Origin of the sequence: Lysinibacillus sp. NPDC093210, from assembly GCF_044753985.1 — a bacterium.
Classification (GTDB): domain Bacteria; phylum Bacillota; class Bacilli; order Bacillales_A; family Planococcaceae; genus Lysinibacillus.
Window position 1 is genome coordinate 1 of sequence record NZ_JBIVOE010000017.1, and the last position, 24,430, is coordinate 24,430.

Consider the following 24,430-nt stretch of genomic DNA (forward strand, 5'->3'; position numbering starts at 1 on the left):
TTTGATGTCCAAAATTTTGTTTCGTTCACTAACGAAGTTAGCTAGTAAAAACTATATTGATTACGTTTTGCTTGTTCAGTTTTCAAGGTTCATTTTGTCGCTTCGTATTTCAGCAACTCTTATATAATACCATCTTTTCAAATCGATGTCAACAATTTATTTTAATTGTTTTTGTTTTATATAAGTTGTTTCAGTTGTTATCTTAACGACTCTTATTACTATATCACAATATTTACAGTTTGCAAGTCTTTTATAAGAAAAATATTAAAAAAGTGATTCCTAGCACACCTGGAATTCCTAATATTGCAATTGTGAACACTGAAAACAGGTTAATCGGGACATTATAACCGCCATATCCAACACCTAAATGGATAATGAATAATAATAAAAATGCAAATGCAAATCGGAACCAAAAAACAGATATCCCTTCTAATACTTTTCCTAATTTAACATGCCTTCCTACTATATAAAGAAAAAGAAGCGCTACAGGCACACAAACACTTACAATTACGATCCACGGCATCCAATTGCCTCCTTCGATAATAATTATGTAAGTTTATGATTCCCATGTCGCTTCTATAACTCTCGACTATTATTTAATTAACACTCGTCGAATTCTAGCTTCTTTAAATAAATAGAAATGTATACTTTCAGCAGCTTTCCGTTGAGCAATAATCTCTAAATCATAATCATTTAATAATTCTTCAATCACTTTCGCTTGTTGTAAATCTTCTTTTGTTTCTTTAATGAGATTCACAAGCTTTTCATCAAATTCTTTTTTTAGCTTTCCTTTATTGCGGAAGAACATCTCAATCCCTCACTCATAACTCTCGGCGGCCTTCCATTGCCTTCGATAACGTTACTTCATCAGCATATTCTAAATCTCCACCTACAGGTAATCCATGCGCGATACGAGTTGTACGGATACCTGATGGTTTGACAAGACGAGAAATATACATAGCTGTCGCTTCACCTTCAATAGTAGAATTCGTTGCTAAAATAAGCTCCTGTACAGTTTCATCTTGTAGTCGAACTAAAAGTGAGGCTACATTAATATCCTCTGGACCGATACCATCCATCGGTGAAATAGCTCCTTGTAGCACATGGTACTTACCATGGTAATCACGCATTTTTTCCATTGCAATAACATCTTTAGTATCTTGGACAACACAAATTACAGAAGCATCACGTTGTTTATCCGTACAAATATGACATGGGTCGATATCGGTAATATTGCCACAAACAGAGCAATAGCTTAAATTACGCTTTGCCTCTATTAAAGCTTTTGAAAAGGATAGAACGTCATCCTCTTTCATTGTTAACACAAAAAACGCCAGTCGAGCCGCGGTTTTCGGCCCGATACCTGGCAATTTCATAAAACTATCAATTAATTTAGATATTGGTTCTGGGTAATACATATTGTTACCTCCTAGAATGGAAGGTTCATGCCTTGTGTGAATTTACCCATTGTTGCATTTGTTTTTTCTTCCACTTTTTTAAGTGCTTCATTCGTTGCAACAACAATTAAATCCTGTAGCATTTCGATATCGTCAGGATCAACTACTGAAGTATCAAGATTCACTTCTACAACTTCGCGTTGACCTGTAACTGTTACTTTGACCATACCGCCGCCAGCAACACCTTCAAATTGTTCTACATTTAAAGCTTCTTGAGCTTCCATCATTTCTTTTTGCATTTTTTGCATTTTCTTCATCATGCCTTGCATATTTCCCATTCCACGCATAACCTATTCCTCCTAAGTAATCAGTCTTCAACAATTTCAATAAAATCCTTACCAAATAGCTTTTCCGCTTCCGTCACAAGTGGATCTTGTGATGCAAGTGGTTGTGCATCATCGATAAATGGTTCTTCTGGCATTTCTGCCGGTGGTGGTTCTAATAATTCAACATTCGGATCATCATTAACTAGCTGTTCTTTCTTTTGTTGTAATCCGTGATCACGAATGAACTCTTCACGCAACTTTAACCAGGTTTCTTCAGGGGCACAAAGCATTTCATACATCGTGCCCGTTTGACCTGCAATTAATTGTGTGAATTGTGCTTTTAGCATTTGATTATCAGCAACCATTTGACAATGAATATCATACTTGAATTTTAACACAAAAGCACTCGAAGATGCCGCAACAGGTTCAGCTTCTGCTAAAAGTGCTGATTGTGACTTTTGCAATTGATTTAATGCTTGCGCCCATACAGCTTTTAAACGCTGCACATCTTGCTTTGTCGCATCTTTAAGCACTTCTTGAATACGACCAGTAGGCGCTTTGTAGCCGTTTTGACTTTTTGCGCGAGGACGTTGTTCTTTTGCAGCTTGAACAGATTGCGATGGTGCCCCACTTTGTAATTGCGCTGACAATTGTTGCACCATTTGTTCAAGTGCCACTATTTTTTGTGCAAGCTCTGGACTCATTACCGCTTCACTTGACGTAACGTCGTGATTTACTACACCACCTGAAAACTGAGTCATTTTCAGCAATGCCGTTTCCAAATAAATTTTTGTATGATGAGAGAAACGCATTTCTTGTTGTGTTTTCGCTAAAATATCAATGTATCCATAGAGCATATCTGGAGCAAAATCATGCGCCAACGCAAACACACGCTCTTCCGGTGATACTAGCTCTAACAGTTCAGCTAAATTCTCACTCGTTTGCAAAAGAAGTAAATCACGGAAAAATGTAATTAAATCTTCTGACAAACGCAATGGATCTTTTCCATCTGCAATTAGCTGTTCTATAAGCGCAAGCATTTGTGCAACATCTTTCACCTTTAAAGCTTCTGCTAAATCATAGAAAACATCTTGGCTAATTGAGCCAGTAACTAAAAGCGCATCTTCAAGTTTCAGCATCTCACCACTGAAGGATACAACTTGATCTAGCAAACTTAATGCATCACGCATACCACCAGCAGCTGATTGTGCAATTACTTTAAGCCCTTGTTCTTCAAATGGTAGCTCAATGTCTTCTAATACTACCTTCATACGCTCAATAATATCGTTGGTTGAAAGTCGTTTGAAATCAAAACGTTGGCAACGTGAAATAATCGTCGCTGGTAATTTATGAGGTTCTGTTGTTGCTAAAATAAATACCGCGTGTGATGGTGGTTCTTCTAACGTTTTTAAAAGCGCATTGAAGGCACTTGTTGACAGCATATGCACTTCATCAATGATATACACTTTAAACCTGCTACTTGCAGGTGCAAAACGTACTTTTTCAATAATGTCACGTATTTCTTCCACACGTGAATTAGAAGCCGCATCAAATTCAATAACATCTGGATGTGAACCATCTGTAATACTTAAACAAGTCGCACACTCATTACACGGTTCGCTTGCTGGAGCATGCTCACAGTTTAAAGCCTTGGCAAAAATTTTGGCTGTACTTGTTTTCCCGGTTCCACGAGGTCCTGAAAACAAATATGCATGAGTTGTTTTATTCGCTAGGAGAGCATTTTGCAGCGTTCTTTTGACATGTGCTTGACCTGACATTTCTCGGAATGATTGTGGTCTATACACACGGTAAAATGCTTGATACGTCAATGATTTCCTCTCCTCTTCTTTTTAAATATTAATAAAACCATTATAGCATCGGCTACCTTGTTTATAAAACAGTGGCCTTTTTTAGAATATAAAAAAACGCATTCGCCTACAGTAGACGAATGCGTTCGAATTGGCAATTTAATGCCGTGCACCTTTCTTCGACAGCCGCACATAAGCGTTACTCTTGTCGTTAGCTCAGATTAGGCAACCCCGCGGCACATGAATAAGGCCACTTAATGCTGCTTCCTTCCGGACCTGACATGGTTCATGGGTATCCATTGCGCAGGACCCAATCGTCAACACTACGTGCAAAAGGCAGACCAAACAATACGGACAGCCTCGAAAAAGGAATTCAGTCTCGCTAGAGCGGATTGCGAGTTACAGGACACCGCTACCTTCCCACCTAGCACGGCAATAACTAGTATACTTTCAGTTTTCATAAATTGCAACGAATTGCACAAATTATTTAAGTTCACAATTACTAAATAATATAATCATTATAAACAAACATTATTTTTTAAAAAGATGTTGACAGAGAAATTAAAACATGATAAATTAGTTTCTGTCGATAAGACAGCACAGCAATATAACATGGAGGTATACCCAAGTCTGGCTGAAGGGATCGGTCTTGAAAACCGACAGGCGGGTAACACCGCGCGGGGGTTCGAATCCCTCTACCTCCTCCATTTTTAAAAATACCGACTACATAATGTAGCCGTTTTTTTTTGCTCAAAATAGTATGTCATACTTATTAAATACCACTTCCGTTTAGGTTGTGGTATTTTTTTATTAGCTATTTTGCTCTACTAATAATTTAGGGAGGATTTTAAATATGTACTCGAAGGTTTTTTTATCTCGCACTTCCCTCACTTGGATTTTATTAATTGCCATATTAACTGCTCTCGGTAGTGAAATTAAAATTATCCCATTCGCTAATACTTCTTTTCGATTTGGATTAGGAACTATAATTTTCTTTTTATGCACACTGCTTAAACCAACACCTATTATTTTTGCTGGCATCGCAACAAGCATTGTAACAACTGCTTTACGAGCGGCTATTAGTTTCTATACACAAAACATATCAATATTAGAAGGTATTTATATTCATTTACCTGCAGCTACATTTTATTTATTATTTGCAATATGTCTGCAATTTTTAAATATCCATCAATATCGTGAAAAGCCACTTAAGTTAGGATTTCTTGTAGCGCTAAGTGAGGTTATTAGCAATTTAGCGGAACAGTTGCTACGTTTCTTTGTACAATCGTATACAATTTTATTCATTCATGACTTACTCATCCTATTAGCAGTTGCTTTGTTACGAAGCTTTTTTGTTGTCGGTATTTATAGCTCTATTTTAATTGCTGAGCAAAAAAAGCGCGTACAAGAAATACTTACTATTGGTTCAGACTTATATGTAGAGACACTTTATTTAAAGAAATCTATGAATCATATTGAAGCAATTACCGCTAATGGATTTGATTTATATCGCCAATTAAAAGCGCAGGGCAATCGCTCAGAAAGTATACAGGCACTTCATATTGCCCAGGAAATTCATGAGGTTAAAAAAGATTCCCAACGTATTTATGCAGGTATATCTAAAATTGTCGGCGATAAGAGCTTTGGCTCGCTAAGATTATCAGAATTATTACATTATATAGAAGACGGTAATAGTAAATACAGTGAATTACTCGGTAAAGATATTCAATTTAACATTACTTTAAAGACCGATTTTCTAACGAATGAGCATATCGCCCTTCTAGCACTTTTAAACAATTTAACTGCCAATGCCATTGAAGCAATAGAAGGACAAGGTGTCATATCTATTGATATTCAACAACAAGAGGTTGATACTGTAATAACAGTAAGTGATGATGGAAAAGGAATCTCCGAAAGTGATCTTTCTATTATTTTTGAACCTGGCTATACGACAAAATATAATGTCGAAGGTGTAGCAGCTACAGGAATTGGACTTTCACATGTTGCTGAATTAATTTCTAAATTAAACGGCTCCATTTCAGTTGAATCAAATAACTTTAAAACAGTGTTTAAAATTATAATTCCTACGCAAACTATTCAAACGGGAGAGACTTAAATGAGGTATTTTATTGTAGATGATGATCGTGCAAGTCGCGTGATGCTAAAACAAATTATTGAAGATAGTGGTTTAGGTACAGTCATCGGCGAAGCACGTAATGGAGTGGACGCCATTCCTCAAATATTAATGACACAGCCAGAGTTTGTGCTAATCGATTTACTTATGCCTAAGCTTGATGGTATAGCTACAGTGGAGCATCTTCTTCAAAATCGATTTGAAGGACAGTTTATTATGATTTCTCAGGTTGTAAATAAAGAAATGGTTGGCGAGGCGTATGAACAAGGTATTGACTTCTTTATCCATAAACCGATTAACCGTATTGAAGTTGAGAATGTTTTACGCAAAACTACAGAACAATTTCGCCTAAAAAACTCTCTTTTAGTTATTCGGCAATCGCTGACTAACATCGACCTAAGTGAGCAGATAAACAATAAGGCCACATCACGAGATCATATCCAATCTATTTTAAATGATATGGGTATAGTCGGAGAGATTGGCAGCGAGGATATTATAGCGATTATTGAAACATTGCTAGCACATCAACATAAGATTGCACCACTTCCTCCTTTAAAAGAGCTCTATGAGGAAATAGCAGCTGTTACGAAGGCCACTCCAGATGAAATTTTAAAAGAGAGCAAAGCCATTGAACAGCGAGTGCGTCGAACAATTTTAGCAGCGATGATTAATCTCGCCAATTTAGGGGTAGTCGATTATACAAACTCAGAATTTGAATACTATGCACCTCGATACTTTGACTTTAAAGAGATTCGTCAGCTCATGACACAGATTGAAGACCATGGAAATCGCAAAGCAAAGGTCAATATTAAGAAGTTTATACAGGTGTTATATTCAGACATTTTAACAAAAGTAAATTAATTTTCTCGGATTTTGTCGGATTTTATAAGTCCTCCGTATTATTAAAGTAAGGCATGTCCTAAAAATTTTAATATAGGGGAGGAATTAAGATTTTGAAAAAGAAATTTAAACTCAGTTTAGCCGCTCAGATTCTAATCGGTTTAATTTTAGGTATTATTGTTGGTGGTATCTTTTATGGTAACCCCAAAATTGAGACATATTTACAACCACTAGGAGATATTTTTCTACATCTAATTAAGATGATTGTGGTACCTATTATCATTTCGACTTTAATCGTTGGTGTTGCTGGAACTGGAGACATTAAACAGCTCGGAAGATTAGGCGGAAAAACGCTTATTTACTTTGAAATTATTACAACAGTAGCGATTGTTGTTGGATTACTTTCAGCAAACCTGTTTCACCCAGGTGCTGGCATAAATATGAACGAACTTTCGCAAGGGGATATTTCGAAATACGTTACAACAACTGAAGAAGTACAGCATGAAGGACCATTCGATATTATTGTAGGTATTGTACCAACAAATATTATTCAATCAATGGCTGAAGGCAATATGCTTGCTATCATTTTCTTCTCTGTTATTTTTGGTTTAGGGGTAGCTGCAATTGGAGAGCGAGGAAAACCAGTTTTAGACTTCTTCCAAGGTGTAGCAGACGCGATGTTCTGGGTAACTAACCTTGTAATGAAATTCGCTCCAATTGGGGTATTTGGTTTAATTGGTGTAACCGTTTCCAAATATGGGTTTGCTTCCCTCATCCCGCTTGGTAAGCTTGCAATTCTTGTTTATGCAACGATGATATTCTTCATCTTCATCGTACTTGGCCTTGTAGCAAAATTTGCGGGAGTCAACATTTTCTACTTGATTAGAGTATTAAAAGACGAATTAATTTTAGCGTTCTCCACTGCTAGTTCGGAAGCCGTATTACCACGCGTAATGCTAAAAATGGAGAAACTAGGTGCACCGAAAGATATTGTTTCCTTTGTTATTCCTACGGGTTATTCCTTTAACTTGGATGGTTCAACATTGTATCAAGCGATCGCTGCATTATTCATTGCCCAAATGTATGGTATTCATTTAAGCATTGGGGAACAAATTACGTTAATGCTAGTATTAATGGTTACATCTAAAGGTATTGCAGGTGTACCAGGCGTATCCTTCGTAGTATTACTTGCAACTTTAGGTACTGTTGGTATTCCAATCGAAGGCTTAGCATTCATTGCAGGTATCGACCGTATTCTTGATATGGGACGTACAGTAGTAAACGTAATCGGTAACTCTTTAGCGTCATTAGTAATGGCGAAATGGGAAGGCCGCTTTGATAAAGAAAAAATGAAAAACTACTTTAAAAACAATGAAAATTTAGCTTAATACCAGAAAAAATCCTCACGATGGACAAATGCATCGTGAGGATTTTTTTATTTTTCTAGTACTTTATCTAAATACGCAATAATAGAATCTTTGCCGTTTACATGTGCTTCTTGTGCGCGCACTTCATCCTTTTCTACTTTGAGCTCAGCGGCCGCTACAATGCGCTCAGCATCTTCCTGTGGGACAACAATGACGCCATCGACATCTCCAATAATATAATCACCAGGCTGCACTGTTACACCGCCAATAGCAATTGGCACATTGACTTTACCACCACCATTTTTATTGCCAGCAGCAACAGTAGTTCCAAGAGCAAATACAGGGAAATCCAGCTCTCGAATCGCAGCAATATCACGAATAACACCATCTACTACAAAGCCCTGTACACCAATACCCTTTGCTAAGGACATAACAAAATCCCCTGCAACAGCTCGATTTGTATTCCCCTTTGCATCGATAACTAAAATATCGCCTTCATGAGCAGCTCGAATCGCTTCAAGTACAGCTCCATTTTCACCGTCTGGTAAACGTACAGTAACAGCTCGCCCTGCTATTTTAAAATGATCCGCTAACGCTTTAATATTACTCCGTAAATTTGTATGGCCCCCGGTTGCATCTGAAATTGCTGTAGTTGGTAAATGTTTAAAACTTACTTCCACCTTTGTCATGCACAACACCCCTATTATGATTTATGAAGCCCTTCCACAATTATTGTAAATAAAATGCAGCTACTATTTCAATATATTTAGGAAACTTATGGAATTATTTATTTATTTATGAAAATAGATAATTCCACAAATGAAATGGCTAATTCCTCGGTATCCTACCTACCCTAACCACTTTTATCAGAAATAAAAAAAGCCTGAGGCATTGTTGGCATAATTGCCACTTGCCGCACGCTTGTTTTAAATTATCTCAATAAATTGTTTTGAACGTTCATCTAATGCCTCTGCAGCAGAGGCAATTTCAGCAAAATCACTTGTCGTTACATTTATTTGCCCATTGGACTTTTCAACTTCTTGAGAAATACGTGTAATGCTTTCTGTAACTTGCTCGATTTCCCGAACGATTCCTTCCACATTTTCTTTTACTTCTGAAATGGATTGCTCAACTCTTACTGAAAGTTTCCTAACCTCTTTTGCTACAACATCAAAACCTCTTCCATACTCACCAGCTCTTGCAGCTTCAATTGCTGCATTTAAAGCAAGTAAGTTTGTTTGAGATGCAATACCTTGAATGGTTTTTACAATACCTTTAATAGATTCCGCCTGATTTTGTAATTGGGCAAGATTTTTTACATTCTCTGAAGATTCCTTCGATACTCGATGAATAGTTTCAAGTAAACTCTCATTATTTTTTATGCCTGCCTCTGAACGACTATAAAGTTCGGTGGACATTTGCTTCAACTGATCTGCTACATTGACTATCGTTTTTTGACGATTAGTAACATTTGTTGCAATTTTGGATACGCCAATGACTCTTCTTGAGTTATTCTCAAATACAGGCATGTAGGTCGCCTCGAGCCAAACACTATTGCCTAGAGCATCCATTCGCTCAATTTTATCCTGATAGCTATTACCTGCTGCAAGGTTGCGCCAAAATTTTTCATAGTCAGGGCTTTTTAAAAATTTAGGAAAACAAAATTCCCTATGGTCTTTTCCTATCATTTGCTCTACTGAATAGCCCATTGTTTTGGCAAACAGCTCATTTACATAAGCCACTTTACGATTCATATCAAAACGGATAATAGCTATATTGCGTTCTATTGCTTGAACGACTAAACCATCTGTGACTTGTGTATCATTCTTTTTCATCCAATCCACCTCCATAGCCCCAAATTACTACTGTGAGTCATACTGTACTTTCTTTTATAAAAAATTATATTGTTATATATTATAATATAACTAATTGCACATTAAAAATACTATAAATTTTCATTTTTGGTACTATAATCATACTATGTTCTTATTCTATCAATGTTAAAACTTCTTCTGCTGTTGTGGCTACACGAATCAATGCTTTGTGTTCTGCGCGGATAAAGCCTTCCTCTAACATTCGATTAAAATGCTGTAGCAGTGCATCATAAAACCCATTCACATTAAATAAAATAACCGGCTTTTCATGCAATCCAATCTGGGCCCATGTAAATACCTCAAAATATTCGTCCAATGTACCGCCTCCACCTGGCAACGCAATAAAGGCATCCGCTAAATCCACCATTTTTGCCTTTCGTACATGCATTGACTCTACGAAATGAATTTCAGTTAATGAAGCATGAACGACTTCTTGTTTTTGTAAATGGGTCGGCATTACGCCAATAACTTCTCCACCTGCTGTTAAAGTAGCGTCTGCAACTTTCCCCATTAACCCTATTTTAGAGCCTCCATATACAACACCATGGCCATTTTGCGCTAAAACCTTTCCTAACTCAGTTGCTTTTTCAGCATAGATGGGATTAACGCCTAATCCTGAACCACAATATACCGCGATTTTCATAATCATTCCTCCTATTACAAAAGACGTGATAACAATAGGCTTCGTATTGTCTCACGTCTTTTGGTCTTTTTATTTTTTATTTAGCTTTACAATTTTTACTGTAATAACAAGTCATGACTTGTTTTTTGCCTGTCGCTTCGCTTTCAGCCAGAACGCATGGATCTCCTTACTTTAAAGATAGTACCATTGCATCGTACTTCTCCTATTTTCGTAAATGACTTGTTTGTGCCTGTCGCTTCGCTTTCGGCCAGAACGCTTGGTCTTCCTTACTTTAAAGATAGTACCATTGCATCGTATTACTCCTATTTTCGTAAATGACTTGTTTGTGCCTGTCGCTTCGCTTTCGGCCAGAATGCATGGATCTCCTTACTTTAAAGATAGTACCATTGCATCGTATTACTCCTATTTTCGTAAATGACTTGTTTGTTTTAGCATATGACTGATGCGGCTCACAATTGATTCAATTGCGTCCGGATTTTTCATTAAATCATAATCATTAATATCTAAACGTAGTACAGGACATGAATTAAAATTATTGATCCAATCTTCGTAGCGCTCATGCATTTCAATCCAATAATCATTTGGTGTTTGCTGCTCCATCTCACGACCACGTTCTTGAATACGACCAATTACATCATCAATCGGTCCCTCTAAATAAACTACTAAGTCTGGGTGTGGGAAATAAGGTGTCATCACCATGGCATCAAATAAATTACGATATGTCTCGTAATCTATTGGACTCATTGTTCCTTTATCAAAGTGCATTTTTGCAAAAATCCCTGTATCTTCATAAATAGAGCGATCTTGCACAAAGCCACCACCATATTCGAAAATACGCTTTTGCTCTTTAAAACGTTCAGCTAGGAAATATACTTGTAAGTGGAAGCTCCATTTTTCAAAGTCATCATAAAATTTATCTAAATACGGATTTGTGTCTACTTTTTCAAATGATGTACGGAAATTTAACGCTTCTGCTAGCGCCCTTGTCATCGTTGACTTTCCTACACCTACAGTCCCAGCAATTGTAATGACAGTTTGTGGGGGAATATCATATTTCTCTCTCAAATTCATTGTTGCAAGCTCCTTTGTTGTAACGTATCTTCAATTGTTTTTAAAACATATTGTAAATCTTGCGGGTTTTTTACAAAATCAAGTTGATCTCCGTTAAATCGAATAACGGGAATTTCGGGATGCAACTGCTCAAAATGTTCAGTAAAGGTATGATAATCTGCTACCAGTTGCTCCATGTATTCACGGGAAATCATTTTCTCAAATTCACGCCCTCGTTTGGCAATACGTTGCATTAACGTATCTACGCTAGCATATAAATAAACAACTACATTTGGCACAGGCATATCTTTCGTTAAAATTTGATAGATTTCTTCATATTTTTCATACTCAGCAGGTGCCAACGTGCGCTTCGCAAAAATTAAATTTTTAAAAATATGATAGTCCGATACCACTGCTGTTTTTTGTGCTAACCGCAATTTTTTGATATCTGTTAATTGCTTATAGCGATTACATAGGAAGAACATTTCCGTTTGGAAGCTCCATTCCTCAATATCTTCATAAAACTTATTTAAAAACGGATTTTCGTCTACTATTTCCTTTAATAGATGGTAATTAAATGTCGCTGATACCTCTTTTGCCAAAGAAGTTTTGCCTACACCAATCGGACCTTCTACCGCAACAAATGGAACCGTCACCAGAAGTTCCTCCTTTATGTTTAGAATTCTATGAGTCAATTATGCCCTTATTTTAAGGCTATATTGTATAAAACTAAAAATGAATCAGTGCTTTTCATTGTATCATAGTGAGAAAATGAAAAACAGAATCAACATGATTCTCAATTTTTAACATTTTATAATATGTACACTTGATAGATAATCCAATAAAAAAAGACCCACCGAAGTGGGTTCAGACTCTAGACAAATACTGCCGTAGATTTCCACTATAGTGGGCGCTTTCCTCAGGCATACGATAAACTTCCCTATCTTAATTCGCTCGCGTCTTACATTCTTTCTAGTGAAAAAAGTCTACTGCGCTTTCCGCGAGCACGCTGTATGCCACAACCATCGATGGCGCACATTTGTTTCATCTTATGGTACATCCGTTCTAAGCAGGCGTCTTGGTGGACGTTTACTTGGAAAATTGTTTGAGAATTGTTTGAGTGCCTGGCACTATAATTTCACTCGTTGTAAACGTAAGGCATTTAATACAACAGATACTGAGCTGAATGCCATAGCTGCGCCCGCTACCCATGGTGCAAGTAGACCCATTGCCGCTATAGGTATACCTAATGTATTATAAGCAAATGCCCAAAATAGATTTTGTTTAATATTGCGCATTGTTTTACGACTCATAATGATTGCTTCCGCAATGCTATTTAAATCCCCACGAATTAACGTAATATCAGCGGCCTCCATTGCGACATCTGTGCCTGTACCAATAGCCATCCCAATATGTGCTGTTGCTAATGCTGGTGCATCATTTATACCATCCCCTACCATCGCTACATTTTTGCCTGCAGCCTGAAGTTTTTTCACTTCATCGGCTTTTCCTTCTGGGAGTACTTCCGCTATAACATGATTCACACCAACCTCATCTCCAATGGCCTGTGCAGTCCGTTTGTTATCACCCGTCATCATAATGACAGTAATACCCATTTCCTGTAAACGATGAATAGCCTCTTTGGAAGTATCTTTTACCGTATCTGCTACAGCAACGAGACCTGCATATTGACCATTAATAGCAGCCAACATTGCAGTTTTACCGCTCTCTTCGAAATGCTCCATTGTCGGCAATATATGCTCAATATTAATATCGTATTGTTGCATTAATTTACGTGTTCCAATTACAACACCTTGACCGGAAACTGTTGCTTGCACACCATAGCCTGGAATTGCCTCAAAAAATTGAACATCGCCAAGCTCGATACCTTTATCCTCAATTCCTTGAACAATTGCTTGTGCTAACGGATGCTCCGATTGTTTCTCCGCTGCGCCAATTAATGAAAGAACATGTGCTTCCTCTTGATTGGCTGCTAGTACGACGTCTGTTAACACAGGTTTTCCGTGTGTAACTGTACCTGTTTTATCGACAACGACTGTATCAATGCGCTGCGTTTGTTCTAAATGCTCGCCACCTTTAAATAAAATACCAAATTCAGCAGCCCGACCAGAGCCTGCCATAATAGATGTTGGTGTCGCTAAGCCAAGCGCACAAGGACAAGCAATTACAAGCACAGCAATTAACACTTCAAGTGCCGGTGTAAATTCTCCTGGTTTTACCCATAGGATCCAAATAAGGAATGTCACAATCGCAATGCCAACGACGATTGGTACGAAAATGCCGGAAATTTGGTCTGCTAAACGTTGAATAGGCGCTTTTGAGCCTTGTGCATCTTCCACGACTTTTATAATTTGTGCCAGTGCTGTATCACGGCCAACTTTTGTAGCCGACATTTTCACAAAACCATTTTTATTAATTGTTGAACCGTATAATAAATCACCTTGCTTTTTATCTACCGGAAGACTTTCCCCAGTTAGCATTGATTCGTCAACAGCCGTTGTGCCCTCTAATACGGCACCATCAACTGGAATTTTCTCACCCGGCTTCACTAATAAAATGTCACCTATTACAACTTCCTCTAACGGTACTTCTTTTTCTACGCCGTCGCGCACAACAATAGCAGATTTAGCTTGAAGGCCCATTAGCTTTTTAATAGCTTCCGATGAACGACCTTTAGCTTTTGCCTCGAATAATTTACCTAATAATATTAACGTAATTAAAACGGCACTCGTTTCAAAATATAGATGAGGGCCGTGATGCGAATTGATTGTGACAATCGCTTGATAAACACTGTAGAAATATGCCGCAGAGGTCCCCATAACGACAAGAACATCCATATTGGCACTTCCATTACGTAGTGCTTTGTATGCCCCTACGTAAAATTGTCTCCCAATAATAAATTGAACCGGTGTAGCCAACACTAATTGCACCCAAGGATTCATTAAAAAATCAGGGACATATAAAAATGATGTAAAAGAAAAGTGGCCAACCATCGTCCAAAGTAATGGTAGCGAAAGAATCGCAGAGAAAATAAGTTTTTGTTGCTGTTGTTTTATAGCCTTTTCTCGATGATCTTCGGTTGCTTGCTCATCCGCCTTCTGATGAGCACCATATCCTAATTTCTCTACCTTTCCGATAATGTCAGATACAGAAACTTCTGTTGGATTAAATTCGATTGTTGCTTTTTCAAGAGCCAAGTTTACAGAAGCCGTCGATACACCTGACAGTTTATTTAAACCTTTTTCTATGCGTGTGGCGCAAGCAGCGCACGTCATACCTGTAATATCTAGTTCCGTTTTTTGTTTCACCACACCATAACCTAATGCTTCAATCTTTTTTTCAAAATCTGCTTCACTCAATTTTGCTGGATCATATTTTATAGAGGACTTTTCAAGCGCTAAGTTTACAGTTGCTTGCTCAACACCCTCCATTTTTTTTAATCCTTTTTCTATTCGAGTAGCACATGCTGCACAAGTCATACCTGTAATTTGTAAATTCGTTTCCTTTAAGTCAGAACTCATTGCCTTTCCTCCTCTTCATATACCGACTAGGGGTATATAGATTTGAAAATAATAGAGTGCTTTTTGAGCACCCTACTTATCTTATTCTACCTCATAACCTTGATCGTCAATCGTTTCTTTAATTTGCGCAAGTGATACTTGTGCGTCGTCAAACGCCACATCTACCAAACCATCAGCCAAATTTACTTTTACTTGTTCTACACCAGCTAATGCACCGACACTTTTTTCTACTGAGTTAACACAATGTCCACATGACATTCCTTGTACGTTTAATGTTACGTTTTGCATAAATATCTCTCCTTTAAATTAAAATGCTATATAAGAGTCTATACCCTAAAAAATTATTATTTTTTCATTAATTTTTGAATGGTCACTACTAACTCATCTAGAACCGCTTCATCACCTTCAGATAGGCGATCTACGACACAGCCTTTTAAATGACCTTCTAATAAAATTTTCGCTACGCTATTTAAAGCCGATTGCGTGGCAGACAACTGCGTTATAACATCATCACAGTAAACGTCCTTTTCAATCATCCCCTTAATGCCTCGGATTTGACCCTCGATTCGATTTAAACGAGTCGTTAAATCCTTTTTTACGCGCTCAGGGTGGTGACTTTTTCGACACGACGTAGTTTCTTCTGTATGACAAGCATCATCTTTCACTGTGTCCTCCAACTGCTTCACCTCCTATTTGATTATAATCATACTATACCCACGAAGGGTATGTAAAGTAGGCAATTTTTTTTAAAAATTTTTTTAATCATGATTGTGATGAGCTTGCTCACTTTTTATATTACATAAAATTGACTCATCGTGTCGATTCGCTACCGTTTCCAATTGTATCGTTATATGCTTTATGCCCTTATGTTCAAGATTATGTTCTATTTCGCGTAATATATGCTCGCTTTCCCCAATGCTTAGTTGGCTATCGACAACTGCATGACAGGAAAGTGCATTTGTACCACTAGTAATCGTCCAAATATGAAGATCATGGATACTGTGCACACCTTCATTTTGCTCGATTATTTGAATGATTTCCTGTACATCAACATTTGACGGTGTTCCTTCCATAAGAACATGGATCGCGGCCTTTGTTACAAAATATCCACTACGTAATACCAATACTGCCACAATGACACTTGCGAGCGGATCTGCCCATCCCCAGCCGAAAAACATAATAACTAATGCAGCGACTATGGCACCTACAGAGCCAAGCATATCGCTCAATACATGTAAAAATGCTCCGCGCATATTTAAATTGTCTTGCGTATCGCCACCTCGCATCATAATCCATGCCACTAAAATATTTATTAAAAGTCCAATTACACTAATAATTAGCATCCCTGTCGTTGCTACTTCTGGAGGATTTGCAAAACGCTCAATTGCTTCATAGAAAATAAATAATGCTATTAATATTAATGTCACGCCATTTAATACTGCTGCTAAAATCTCGAACCTTTTATAGCCATATGTTTTACTAAAGCTAGCTGCTTTTTCTCCAAACATAAAAGCAAGTAGTGCTATCGCTAATGAAATTGAATCGCTTAGCATATGTCCAGCGTCTGATAAAAGCGCCAAACTATTTGTTAAAACCCCACCAATCGCTTCCACAACCATATAACTCGTAATGATTATAAAGGATAGCAAAAGTACCTTTTTATTTGCGCCATGTGTATGATCATGGCCATGATCGTGATTATGCCCCATTAGTTTTCCCCTCCAAAAATTTATTAATACAAAACTTTTAGTTGTGTGTAGCGTGTTCAATTGCTTGCTTCAATAAATTCATAATGTGATCATCATCTTTTGAATAGTATAAGCTTGTTCCTTCTCTCCTAAATTTCACTAATCTTAAATTTTTTAAAAATCGTAATTGATGGGATACTGTTGATTGACTTAAGTCTAATATTTCAGCGATGTCGTTGACCGAGTGCTCATCTGAACATAATAAATTTAAAATGCGTATTCTTGTCGGATCACTCAGTGCTTTAAACGTTTGAGACACAACAAATAGCGTTTCTTCATCTAAGTGCTGTCCCTTTCCACTCTCTACTTCTATCTGTTTAACTTGTTCATCCATTTTCCATTCCCCCAATATTGTATTTATATATGAGCACGTGTTCATATATAAATATATATGGTTATTTTAGGAATGTCAATTCAAAGCAAAACACAAAACTCCATACGCGTGATACACTATTTATAAGGAGAGATACTAGTGGATAATTATGAAACAGACCTTATGTTTATGGGCCAAGCCTTAGAAGAAGCTAAAAAAGCTGCCTTGCTTGGCGAGGTGCCAATAGGAGCCGTTCTTGTATACGAGGGAGAAGTCATTGCTAAAGCACATAATCTACGTGAAACAACCCAAAATGCAACAACGCATGCTGAATTAATGGTTATTCAAGAGGCATGTAAAAAAATAGGTAGTTGGCGTCTTGAACAAACAACACTCTATGTCACATTGGAACCTTGCCCTATGTGTGCAGGTGCCATTTTACAGTCACGAGTGCCGCGTGTTGTATATGGTGCGAGAGATATAAAAGCAGGGTGTGTCAATTCGCTCTATCATTTATTAAATGATGCCCGTTTTAACCATGAATGTGATGTTACAGAAGGTATTTTGGCTGAAGACTGTGGTCAAATTTTAACTGACTTTTTCCGCGTATTACGTGAACGAAAAAAGGCTGAGAAAAAAGCACGTAAAATGGCTGAAAGCACAGGATCTTGTGAATCATTGTAGGTTAAGTTCCTTTGCTCTAATAAGAAAAAGGTACCTCAAAATTTGTGAGGTACCTTTTTCTTTTCTATGATTATGGGGATGGCGATATATATGAAATGTGTCGTAGCAGCGACAACATCTTCATAACAAAATAATCGCTTCATGCTAGCAAAAATTACTGTTTAAAAACACACTCACCTTCAATATAAGTAGCAAGTGGCTTCACATTCATAATCTGGTCTTGTGATATTTCACGAAGGTCTTCCGCTAATACAACAAAATTCGCTTCATAACCTTCTTTTAACAGACCGACCTTTTCCATACGTATCATCGTTTTTGCATCAGCAGTATAAAGCTGTAATGCTTCTTCTACTGAAATACGTTCTGCGGCACCTAAATCTGTACCATCATATGCAGTACGTGTAACAGCTGCCTGAATCGTTACGAAAGGATTGGATGCTTCTGCCCAAGATGTCGCAGGTGCGTCTGATGATAAGGCTGTAGCAATGCCTTGCTGTAAAAATGTTTGCACACCATATAACGTTTGCGTTTTCTCTAGGCCGAGATTTTGTAAGTAGCTTTCAATTTCACAAAATAAGAAGATTGGCTGTGGCACAAAGCCGATGCCCCATTCAGCTGCCTTCTTCAAGGCGCTCTCTGACGGCATTGCAGCGTGTTCGATACGGACAGATGGCGCATCTGTTAACCATGCTTCTTCTTCATAGAAAGTATCAACAATTAAGTCTATAGCTTTGTCGCCCATTGCATGAACGACTAATTGAATACCATGCTTCCTTGCTTCAATAGACGCAGCTAAAAGTTCCTCTTTTGTCGTCATGGCAATACCTGTTTCAGTACTGTTTAAAAATGGCTCAGAGACAAGCGCTGTACGTCCCGATACACTACCATCCGAAAATAACTTGATTCCGCCTATATATGCGCCTGCTTGGCGATCTATATTTTCTTCTACTAATAAATCATGCTTTTGTATATCATCCCATACATAATTAACAGCGACACGTTGCTTCAAACCTTTGGAACGCGCCTTACGATATAAGCTTAAATAATCAAGAGGACTTACCGTTGCCATCATTTCTGTAATACTTGTTACGCCATAGGAAGCTAAAATATGAGATAGTTTCACGAGTCTTGCTACAATTTCATCCTCAGATGGAGATGGTAAATGTTGTAGTACTAAATTGCGTGCATTTTCACGAAGCACACCTGTCGGCTCACCGTTTTGGTCTCGGTCAATTTGTCCACCTTGCGGATCAGAAGTATCCTTTGTAATACCGGCAATTTCTAATGCTTTACTATTAACGGAAATAATATGTCCACATGTACGCATGACGATAACTGGTAATTCTGTTGATGCACGATCTAAATCTTCCTTTAGTGGTGCACGTTTCTCAGCCAGCTTTCCTTCATCGTAGCCCCAGCCTAAAATCCAGCCACGTTGCCTAGCATCGTAATTTTGCAAAGCTACAATCATTTCTTCGATAGAAAGGATTTGTGGTGGTAGGCAAGCTACTTGCTCAAGCACATCCGCCAACATTATTGGGTGCATATGCGCATCGATAATACCTGGAATAATAACTTTTCCTTGTAGGTCTACAATTTCTCCTTCATATGAAGGCATATCTCCTTCTAAACCAAGCCATTTAATTTTGCCATCAGCAATCACCATTGCTGTAGCAGATTGACATTCGGAATTGGCTGTATAAATTTTTGCATTGCGAAAGATTTTCATTATTTTTCAACTCCTATTTCTTCAACACCAAGGTCGTTTTCGTTAGGTCGTCGGCTTTCACTACTGTATGTAATAAAGCACCTACTCAAAAGCATATGGCATGGTAATCCAAGCGAATCCACTAGACTGTAGTAGGACAAAAGTTAGTGAGAACTGGCATGTGAATAGCATGTTTTTTAAATTACTTATGTTTACAGGCAAACAATCACTGTCCCTTTAAACATAAAAACTCACATAAGATTTATCTAAATAATAAAAAACTTTCAGCAATGAAAAAAGGAGATAAATTTTTATCTCCTTTTTGTAAAAAAAATTTTACAACAACTCATATTTTAAACATTTATATTTAAGTAGCTGACGTGAGATGCCTAAACGACGGGCTGTTTCTGCTAAGCGCCCTTCTGTTTCACGTAATTTTTCAGCAATAATCAGGCGTTCATAAGCTTCTGTTAAATCTCTTAAATGTCCTGAATGAATATTGGGCATGGACGGCTGCGCTTTTTGCTGCACCGTCCTTACAATCCGCTCTGGAATATGCTCCAGTAAAATTTCTTGTCCTATTAAATTGTTATAGGCCGTTTCCAGCGCATTTTTTAGTTCGCGCACATTTCCTGGCCAATGATATTCATAAAATAATTGAAGTACCTCTTCACTATAACGAACATCTTTTTGAATTGTATGCTCATTATAAAATTGAATATAAAAATCAAGAATAGCAGGTATATCTTCTTTGCGCATATGAAGCGGTGGCAAATCTATTTGCATAACGTTCAGACGATAAAATAAATCCTCACGTAATCTTTTTTCTGCTAAAAGTTTATCTAAATCTTCATTGACCGTTGTAATATATCTAATATCTAACGGCTCCCCGTTCAGCGTTTTCAAATCTACCGCATGCAGTAATTTTGCCTGTAATGATAAATCCAGCATATTTAACTGATCAATAAGTAAAGTGCCCCCATTAGCCTCATGCAGTTTTCCTTGTTTCCCTTCAGCCTCAATACCGTAAAGCTGTGAAAAAATAGTATCCTCAGTCAATATGGAACAATTGAGCACAATATACGGCTTCGTAAAACGCTCGCTTTCATTATGAATACCTTGCGCTATAATATCCTTCCCTGTACCTGTTTCCCCTGTAATCAGTATAGATGAATTTTTCTTTGCGCCACGGCGAGCCTTGTCAGTTTGTGCCTTCATTTCTGCATTAACAGAAATTAAATCTTCTAAACGGTAATTTGTATGGTTATCTCGATATAATTTATGTCCGAGAAAATGATCTAAATATTTTATTTGTTTACTCTCATAAAAATGCTTTGAAAACTCAATAGCGCCAATAATTGCTCCATCTTCGATAATCGGATAGGTTGAGCTAAGCGATGTATAACTAAAGCCATTTAACGTCGTCAGAACCTGTTCAAAGTAAATGATTGGTTCTCCTGTTTGCAGTACTTTAAAAATTGTACTTGTTTCAGTTGATAAATTTTGATAGCTATCAGTCACGGTTTTTTGGAAAAATTCATCTGGTGTTAAGCCAATCTCTAACAATATATTTAAATCTGCTAAATCATAAAAAATTGCGCAGCCTTTTTCATCGGTAATTAAAACATTATCAAACTCTCGTAATGCTTGTGTAAATTGATGTAGAACCATGAATTTTCTCCCCCCTTGTCCCCATGAATTATACTCATTATAACGAATTTTCTAAAATAATGAGAGATTTGAGCGCTAAAAAAGCAAAAAAAAGCTATTTTAGAAAATCTAAAACCAGATTAACTAAAATAGCTTAGCGTGTTGTCTTTACTTTTACCTGTGGAATTACTACATTTCAGTCAGTTGAAGCTTGTAATTCCCGATTTGTGACCACAGTGGACTTGTTATTTTGGTGCAATCACTGTTTTTCCGCCCATATAAGGAACTAATACCTCTGGAATCATTACACTTCCATCAGCTTGCTGATAGTTTTCAAGGATAGCTGCCACTGTTCGACCAATTGCAAGACCTGAGCCGTTTAATGTGTGCACGTATTCTGGTTTTGCATTTGGCTCACGGCGGAAACGAATATTCGCACGGCGCGCTTGGAAATCCTCAAAGTTTGAGCAAGAAGAAATTTCACGGTACATATTTTGTGCCGGAATCCAAACTTCTAAATCATATTTTTTCGCAGCTGTGAAACCTAAATCCGCTGTACACATTTTTAATTTACGGTAAGGTAAGCCTAATAATTGCAGTACTTTTTCAGCGTGACCAGTTAATAATTCTAGTTGCTCATAAGATTCTTCAGGTTTAACAAAACGTACTAATTCTACTTTATTGAATTGGTGCTGACGAATTAAGCCACGTGTATCGCGACCTGCAGAGCCCGCTTCTGAGCGGAAGCATGCACTATATGCTGCAAAGCCCTGTGGTAAAGCTTCAATAGGAAGAATTTCATCGCGGTAGAAATTCGTAACTGGTACTTCTGCTGTTGGAATCATAAAGTAGTCTGTATCATCTACTTTAAATACATCTTCCTCAAACTTAGGCAGCTGTCCTGTACCCGTTAAGCTGTCTCGATTAACAATAACAGGTGGTAGCATTTCTTCATAGCCATGCTCTTCTGCATGTAAATCCATCATAAAACTCATTAATGCACGTTCTAAACGAGCACCTAAGCCACGGTAGAATAAGAAACGGCTTCCAGTTACTTTTGCACCGCGTTCGAAATCGACAATTTGTAAATCTGTTGCAATATCCCAGTGTGCTTTAATATCGAAATCAAAAGTTGGCACTTCGCCCCAAGTATATTCCTCAACATTATCGTCTTCAGTAGTACCAACTGGCACAGATTCATGTGGAACGTTTGGTAAACGCATCATCATATCTTTAAAACGATCTTCTACTTCATTTAGCTGTGTATCTAACTCTTTAATCTCATCGCCAACTTGACGCATACGAGCGATTACTTCATCAGCATTTTCTTTATTACGTTTCATAACAGAAATCTGCTCAGACACTTTATTTCGTTCAGCTTTAAGCTCTTCTGCCTTTGCGATTAATTCGCGACGCTTCGTATCTAAAGCTTCAAAATCGTCTAAGTTTCCTAAATCCTCGTTACGTGTTAATAGCATTTCTTTAATTTCCGCAAAGTTATCACGGACGCGTTTAATATCTAACATCGTTCATACCTCCAGTAGTAGATTTCATAATGATGGGCGATTTACTTATGATGGAACACAAAAAAGCCCTCATCCCATGAAAGGGACGAGAGCTACCCGCGTTGCCACCCTAATTGACCAGACACTTTGCCTAGTCCACTTATCTCATAACGGCATTTCAGCCGGCGACAGCCTACTTCATTTACTTCGACTGCGCAACTCCAGGACGGATTCACAAGTGCTTTTATCAGCTTCCACCAACCGCTGACTCTCTAAAAAAAACGTGCTTGTTACTGCTTCCCATCATCGTGTTTACTTATTTAAATTTTATCCTACTGTACTATATGATTCGAGATTTTGCAAGTCACACCATAGACGTCACAAAATATTCGAGAATACGGGAATCTGTCGTTAGTTCAGGATGAAATGAACATCCAAGTAAATGCCTATCACGTGCTAGCACAATTTTATCTTCATGCACAGCTAACACTTCAACACCTTCGCCGACTGACACAATATGCGGTGCTCGAATAAAAACGGCAGATATCCCTTCACCAATAGCTGGAACATCCAACTTCACTTCAAAGCTATCTACTTGACGTCCATACGAATTTCTAGCAACGACAACATCCATGACAGCTAAATGTGGTTCATGATCGACCAGCTCTTTTGCAAGTAAAATAAGTCCTGCACAAGTGCCGAACATAGGTAATCCTTGTTGTGCAAGTGTCCGTATTGGTTCTAGCAGTTCATAGCGATTTAGCAACTTACGCATCGTCGTACTTTCTCCGCCAGGTAATACTAGACCATCAAGCCCTGCTAGCTTCTCCTTATGCTTTACTAAAACCGTTTGACATCCAAGTGCTTCTAACATTTGAACATGCTCTCGAACAGCACCCTGTAACGCTAACACACCGATTATTTTCATATTACCAGCCTCGTTCTTGCATACGTTCACTTTGACTCAGCTGTGCAATATCAATACCTTTCATCGGCACGCCAAGCTCCTTTGAGATTTCTGCAATCAGTTGATAGTCTTTATAATGTGTCGTTGCTTCGACAATAGCACGTGCAAATTTCTCGGGATTTTCTGATTTAAAAATACCTGACCCAACAAATACACCATCGGCACCTAATTCCATCATGAGGGCGGCATCTGCTGGTGTCGCAACACCACCCGCTGCAAAGTTTACAACCGGTAAGCGGCCAAGCTTTTTAATTTCTCGTAATAATTCAAAAGGAGCGCCTAGTAATTTCGCTTCTGTCATTAGCTCATCCTCAGTCATACCGACAACTTTTCGCACTTGCGCATTGACCTTACGAATATGGCGTACAGCCTCTACAATATTACCTGTACCTGGCTCACCTTTCGTTCGTAGCATAGACGCCCCTTCACCGATACGACGAGCTGCCTCGCCTAAATCACGACAACCGCATACAAATGGTACTGTATAATCACTCTTTAATAAATGAAATTCCTCATCCGCTGGCGTTAATACCTCACTCTCATCAATATAATCAACGCCCATAGCTTCTAATACTCGCGCTTCGACAATATGACCAATACGTGCTTTTGCCATTACTGGAATAGTAACTGCTCCCATAACCTCTTCAACAATACGAGGATCTGCCATGCGCGCAACTCCCCCAGCCTTTCGTATATCCGAAGGTACGCGCTCTAACGCCATAACAGCTACAGCCCCTGCCGCTTCAGCAATTTTCGCCTGTTCTGCATTTATGACATCCATAATTACGCCACCCTTTTGCATTTCAGCCATCCCACGCTTTACTAATTCAGTTCCTGTTTGCTTCATTATTTTCTACCTCCACCTTTGTGATGA

24 protein-coding genes, 1 tRNA gene, 1 other RNA gene, 1 pseudogene and 1 other annotated feature are annotated in these 24,430 nt (G+C 38.0%); of the genes and pseudogenes, 5 read left to right on the plus strand and 22 right to left on the minus strand.

Going from position 1 to position 24,430, the window contains the following annotated elements; genetic code table 11:
* Positions 1-250 precede the first annotated feature (250 nt).
* From ACIP9C_RS22835 to ffs, 6 genes are all read right to left on the minus strand, one after another.
* Positions 251-523 (minus strand): pro-sigmaK processing inhibitor BofA family protein, encoded by a 273-nt coding sequence (locus ACIP9C_RS22835; protein WP_340821472.1) that lies wholly within the window; start codon positions 521-523, stop codon positions 251-253.
* A 69-nt stretch (positions 524-592) separates the two neighbouring features.
* Positions 593-808 carry a YaaL family protein gene (locus ACIP9C_RS22840; RefSeq protein WP_401015101.1) on the minus strand — a complete coding sequence of 72 codons (216 nt, stop codon included), beginning with the start codon at positions 806-808 and terminating at the stop codon, positions 593-595.
* A gap of 13 nt (positions 809-821) precedes the next feature.
* A complete protein-coding gene (gene recR / locus ACIP9C_RS22845) occupies positions 822-1,418 on the minus strand; it encodes a recombination mediator RecR (RefSeq protein WP_228134235.1) in 597 nt (198 codons plus the stop codon).
* A gap of 11 nt (positions 1,419-1,429) precedes the next feature.
* On the minus strand, positions 1,430-1,744 hold the full coding sequence (locus ACIP9C_RS22850) for a YbaB/EbfC family nucleoid-associated protein (protein WP_228134234.1): 315 nt from the start codon (positions 1,742-1,744) through the stop codon (positions 1,430-1,432).
* A gap of 20 nt (positions 1,745-1,764) precedes the next feature.
* Positions 1,765-3,552: a DNA polymerase III subunit gamma/tau gene (gene dnaX, locus ACIP9C_RS22855; protein WP_401015106.1), complete on the minus strand. Its 1,788-nt coding sequence runs from the start codon at positions 3,550-3,552 to the stop codon at positions 1,765-1,767.
* A gap of 144 nt (positions 3,553-3,696) precedes the next feature.
* An RNA gene (gene ffs, locus ACIP9C_RS22860) (signal recognition particle sRNA large type) lies at positions 3,697-3,964 on the minus strand.
* Positions 3,965-4,145: 181 nt separating this feature from the next.
* Here ffs and ACIP9C_RS22865 point away from each other — a divergent pair.
* From ACIP9C_RS22865 to ACIP9C_RS22880, 4 genes are all read left to right on the plus strand, one after another.
* Positions 4,146-4,238, plus strand: a tRNA-Ser gene (locus ACIP9C_RS22865).
* 146 nt (positions 4,239-4,384) lie between these two features.
* On the plus strand, positions 4,385-5,647 hold the full coding sequence (locus ACIP9C_RS22870) for an ATP-binding protein (RefSeq protein WP_401015109.1): 1,263 nt from the start codon (positions 4,385-4,387) through the stop codon (positions 5,645-5,647).
* On the plus strand, positions 5,648-6,526 hold the full coding sequence (locus tag ACIP9C_RS22875; protein WP_340821479.1) for a response regulator: 879 nt from the start codon (positions 5,648-5,650) through the stop codon (positions 6,524-6,526).
* Positions 6,527-6,618: 92 nt separating this feature from the next.
* Positions 6,619-7,893, plus strand: a complete 1,275-nt coding sequence (locus ACIP9C_RS22880) for a cation:dicarboxylate symporter family transporter (RefSeq protein WP_340821480.1) — start codon at positions 6,619-6,621, stop codon at positions 7,891-7,893.
* A 47-nt stretch (positions 7,894-7,940) separates the two neighbouring features.
* Here ACIP9C_RS22880 and ACIP9C_RS22885 read toward each other — a convergent pair whose 3' ends face one another.
* The 11 genes and pseudogenes from ACIP9C_RS22885 to ACIP9C_RS22935 form a co-directional block, all read right to left on the minus strand.
* A complete protein-coding gene (locus ACIP9C_RS22885; RefSeq protein WP_401015113.1) occupies positions 7,941-8,561 on the minus strand; it encodes an RraA family protein in 621 nt (206 codons plus the stop codon).
* Between the two features lie 237 nt (positions 8,562-8,798).
* Positions 8,799-9,290, minus strand: coding sequence for a methyl-accepting chemotaxis protein (locus ACIP9C_RS22890; protein ID WP_401015162.1), 492 nt, complete (start codon positions 9,288-9,290; stop codon positions 8,799-8,801).
* 42 nt (positions 9,291-9,332) lie between these two features.
* Positions 9,333-9,722: pseudogene (locus tag ACIP9C_RS22895) on the minus strand (PAS domain-containing protein); the annotation flags it as partial.
* Positions 9,723-9,858: 136 nt separating this feature from the next.
* The gene (locus ACIP9C_RS22900) at positions 9,859-10,389 is read right to left on the minus strand and encodes an LOG family protein (protein ID WP_401015116.1); all 531 of its coding nucleotides are present in this window, start codon (positions 10,387-10,389) and stop codon (positions 9,859-9,861) included.
* A gap of 402 nt (positions 10,390-10,791) precedes the next feature.
* Complete coding sequence (locus ACIP9C_RS22905) at positions 10,792-11,460, minus strand: deoxynucleoside kinase (RefSeq protein WP_401015119.1); 669 nt, start codon at positions 11,458-11,460, stop codon at positions 10,792-10,794.
* Positions 11,457-12,095, minus strand: a complete 639-nt coding sequence (locus ACIP9C_RS22910) for a deoxynucleoside kinase (RefSeq protein ID WP_401015121.1) — start codon at positions 12,093-12,095, stop codon at positions 11,457-11,459. Before ACIP9C_RS22910 ends, ACIP9C_RS22905 begins: the two co-directional genes overlap by 4 nt.
* Before the next feature lie 474 nt (positions 12,096-12,569).
* Positions 12,570-14,981: a heavy metal translocating P-type ATPase gene (locus ACIP9C_RS22915; RefSeq protein WP_401015124.1), complete on the minus strand. Its 2,412-nt coding sequence runs from the start codon at positions 14,979-14,981 to the stop codon at positions 12,570-12,572.
* Positions 14,982-15,062: 81 nt separating this feature from the next.
* On the minus strand, positions 15,063-15,269 hold the full coding sequence (gene copZ / locus ACIP9C_RS22920; protein WP_228134225.1) for a copper chaperone CopZ: 207 nt from the start codon (positions 15,267-15,269) through the stop codon (positions 15,063-15,065).
* A 56-nt stretch (positions 15,270-15,325) separates the two neighbouring features.
* Positions 15,326-15,658 (minus strand): metal-sensitive transcriptional regulator, encoded by a 333-nt coding sequence (locus ACIP9C_RS22925; RefSeq protein ID WP_401015127.1) that lies wholly within the window; start codon positions 15,656-15,658, stop codon positions 15,326-15,328.
* Positions 15,659-15,739: 81 nt separating this feature from the next.
* Complete coding sequence (locus tag ACIP9C_RS22930) at positions 15,740-16,690, minus strand: cation diffusion facilitator family transporter (RefSeq protein ID WP_401015130.1); 951 nt, start codon at positions 16,688-16,690, stop codon at positions 15,740-15,742.
* Positions 16,691-16,727: 37 nt separating this feature from the next.
* Positions 16,728-17,063 (minus strand): ArsR/SmtB family transcription factor, encoded by a 336-nt coding sequence (locus ACIP9C_RS22935; RefSeq protein WP_401015134.1) that lies wholly within the window; start codon positions 17,061-17,063, stop codon positions 16,728-16,730.
* Positions 17,064-17,225: 162 nt separating this feature from the next.
* Here ACIP9C_RS22935 and tadA point away from each other — a divergent pair, with 162 nt between their 5' ends.
* On the plus strand, positions 17,226-17,726 hold the full coding sequence (gene tadA / locus ACIP9C_RS22940) for a tRNA adenosine(34) deaminase TadA (protein WP_401015164.1): 501 nt from the start codon (positions 17,226-17,228) through the stop codon (positions 17,724-17,726).
* A 154-nt stretch (positions 17,727-17,880) separates the two neighbouring features.
* Here tadA and ACIP9C_RS22945 read toward each other — a convergent pair whose 3' ends face one another.
* The 5 genes from ACIP9C_RS22945 to pdxS all read right to left on the minus strand — a co-directional run bounded on the left by ACIP9C_RS22945 (position 17,881) and on the right by pdxS (position 24,403).
* Positions 17,881-19,455, minus strand: coding sequence for an amidohydrolase (locus ACIP9C_RS22945; RefSeq protein ID WP_401015137.1), 1,575 nt, complete (start codon positions 19,453-19,455; stop codon positions 17,881-17,883).
* A 315-nt stretch (positions 19,456-19,770) separates the two neighbouring features.
* Positions 19,771-21,105: a sigma 54-interacting transcriptional regulator gene (locus ACIP9C_RS22950; RefSeq protein ID WP_401015140.1), complete on the minus strand. Its 1,335-nt coding sequence runs from the start codon at positions 21,103-21,105 to the stop codon at positions 19,771-19,773.
* A 224-nt stretch (positions 21,106-21,329) separates the two neighbouring features.
* On the minus strand, positions 21,330-22,610 hold the full coding sequence (serS, locus tag ACIP9C_RS22955) for a serine--tRNA ligase (protein ID WP_401015143.1): 1,281 nt from the start codon (positions 22,608-22,610) through the stop codon (positions 21,330-21,332).
* Between the two features lie 78 nt (positions 22,611-22,688).
* Positions 22,689-22,905, minus strand: a binding site (T-box leader).
* 48 nt (positions 22,906-22,953) lie between these two features.
* Complete coding sequence (pdxT, locus tag ACIP9C_RS22960) at positions 22,954-23,517, minus strand: pyridoxal 5'-phosphate synthase glutaminase subunit PdxT (RefSeq protein ID WP_401015146.1); 564 nt, start codon at positions 23,515-23,517, stop codon at positions 22,954-22,956.
* A 1-nt stretch (position 23,518) separates the two neighbouring features.
* Entirely contained in the window at positions 23,519-24,403 is an 885-nt protein-coding gene (gene pdxS / locus ACIP9C_RS22965) for a pyridoxal 5'-phosphate synthase lyase subunit PdxS (RefSeq protein ID WP_401015149.1), read from the minus strand.
* Positions 24,404-24,430: the final 27 nt, after the last annotated feature.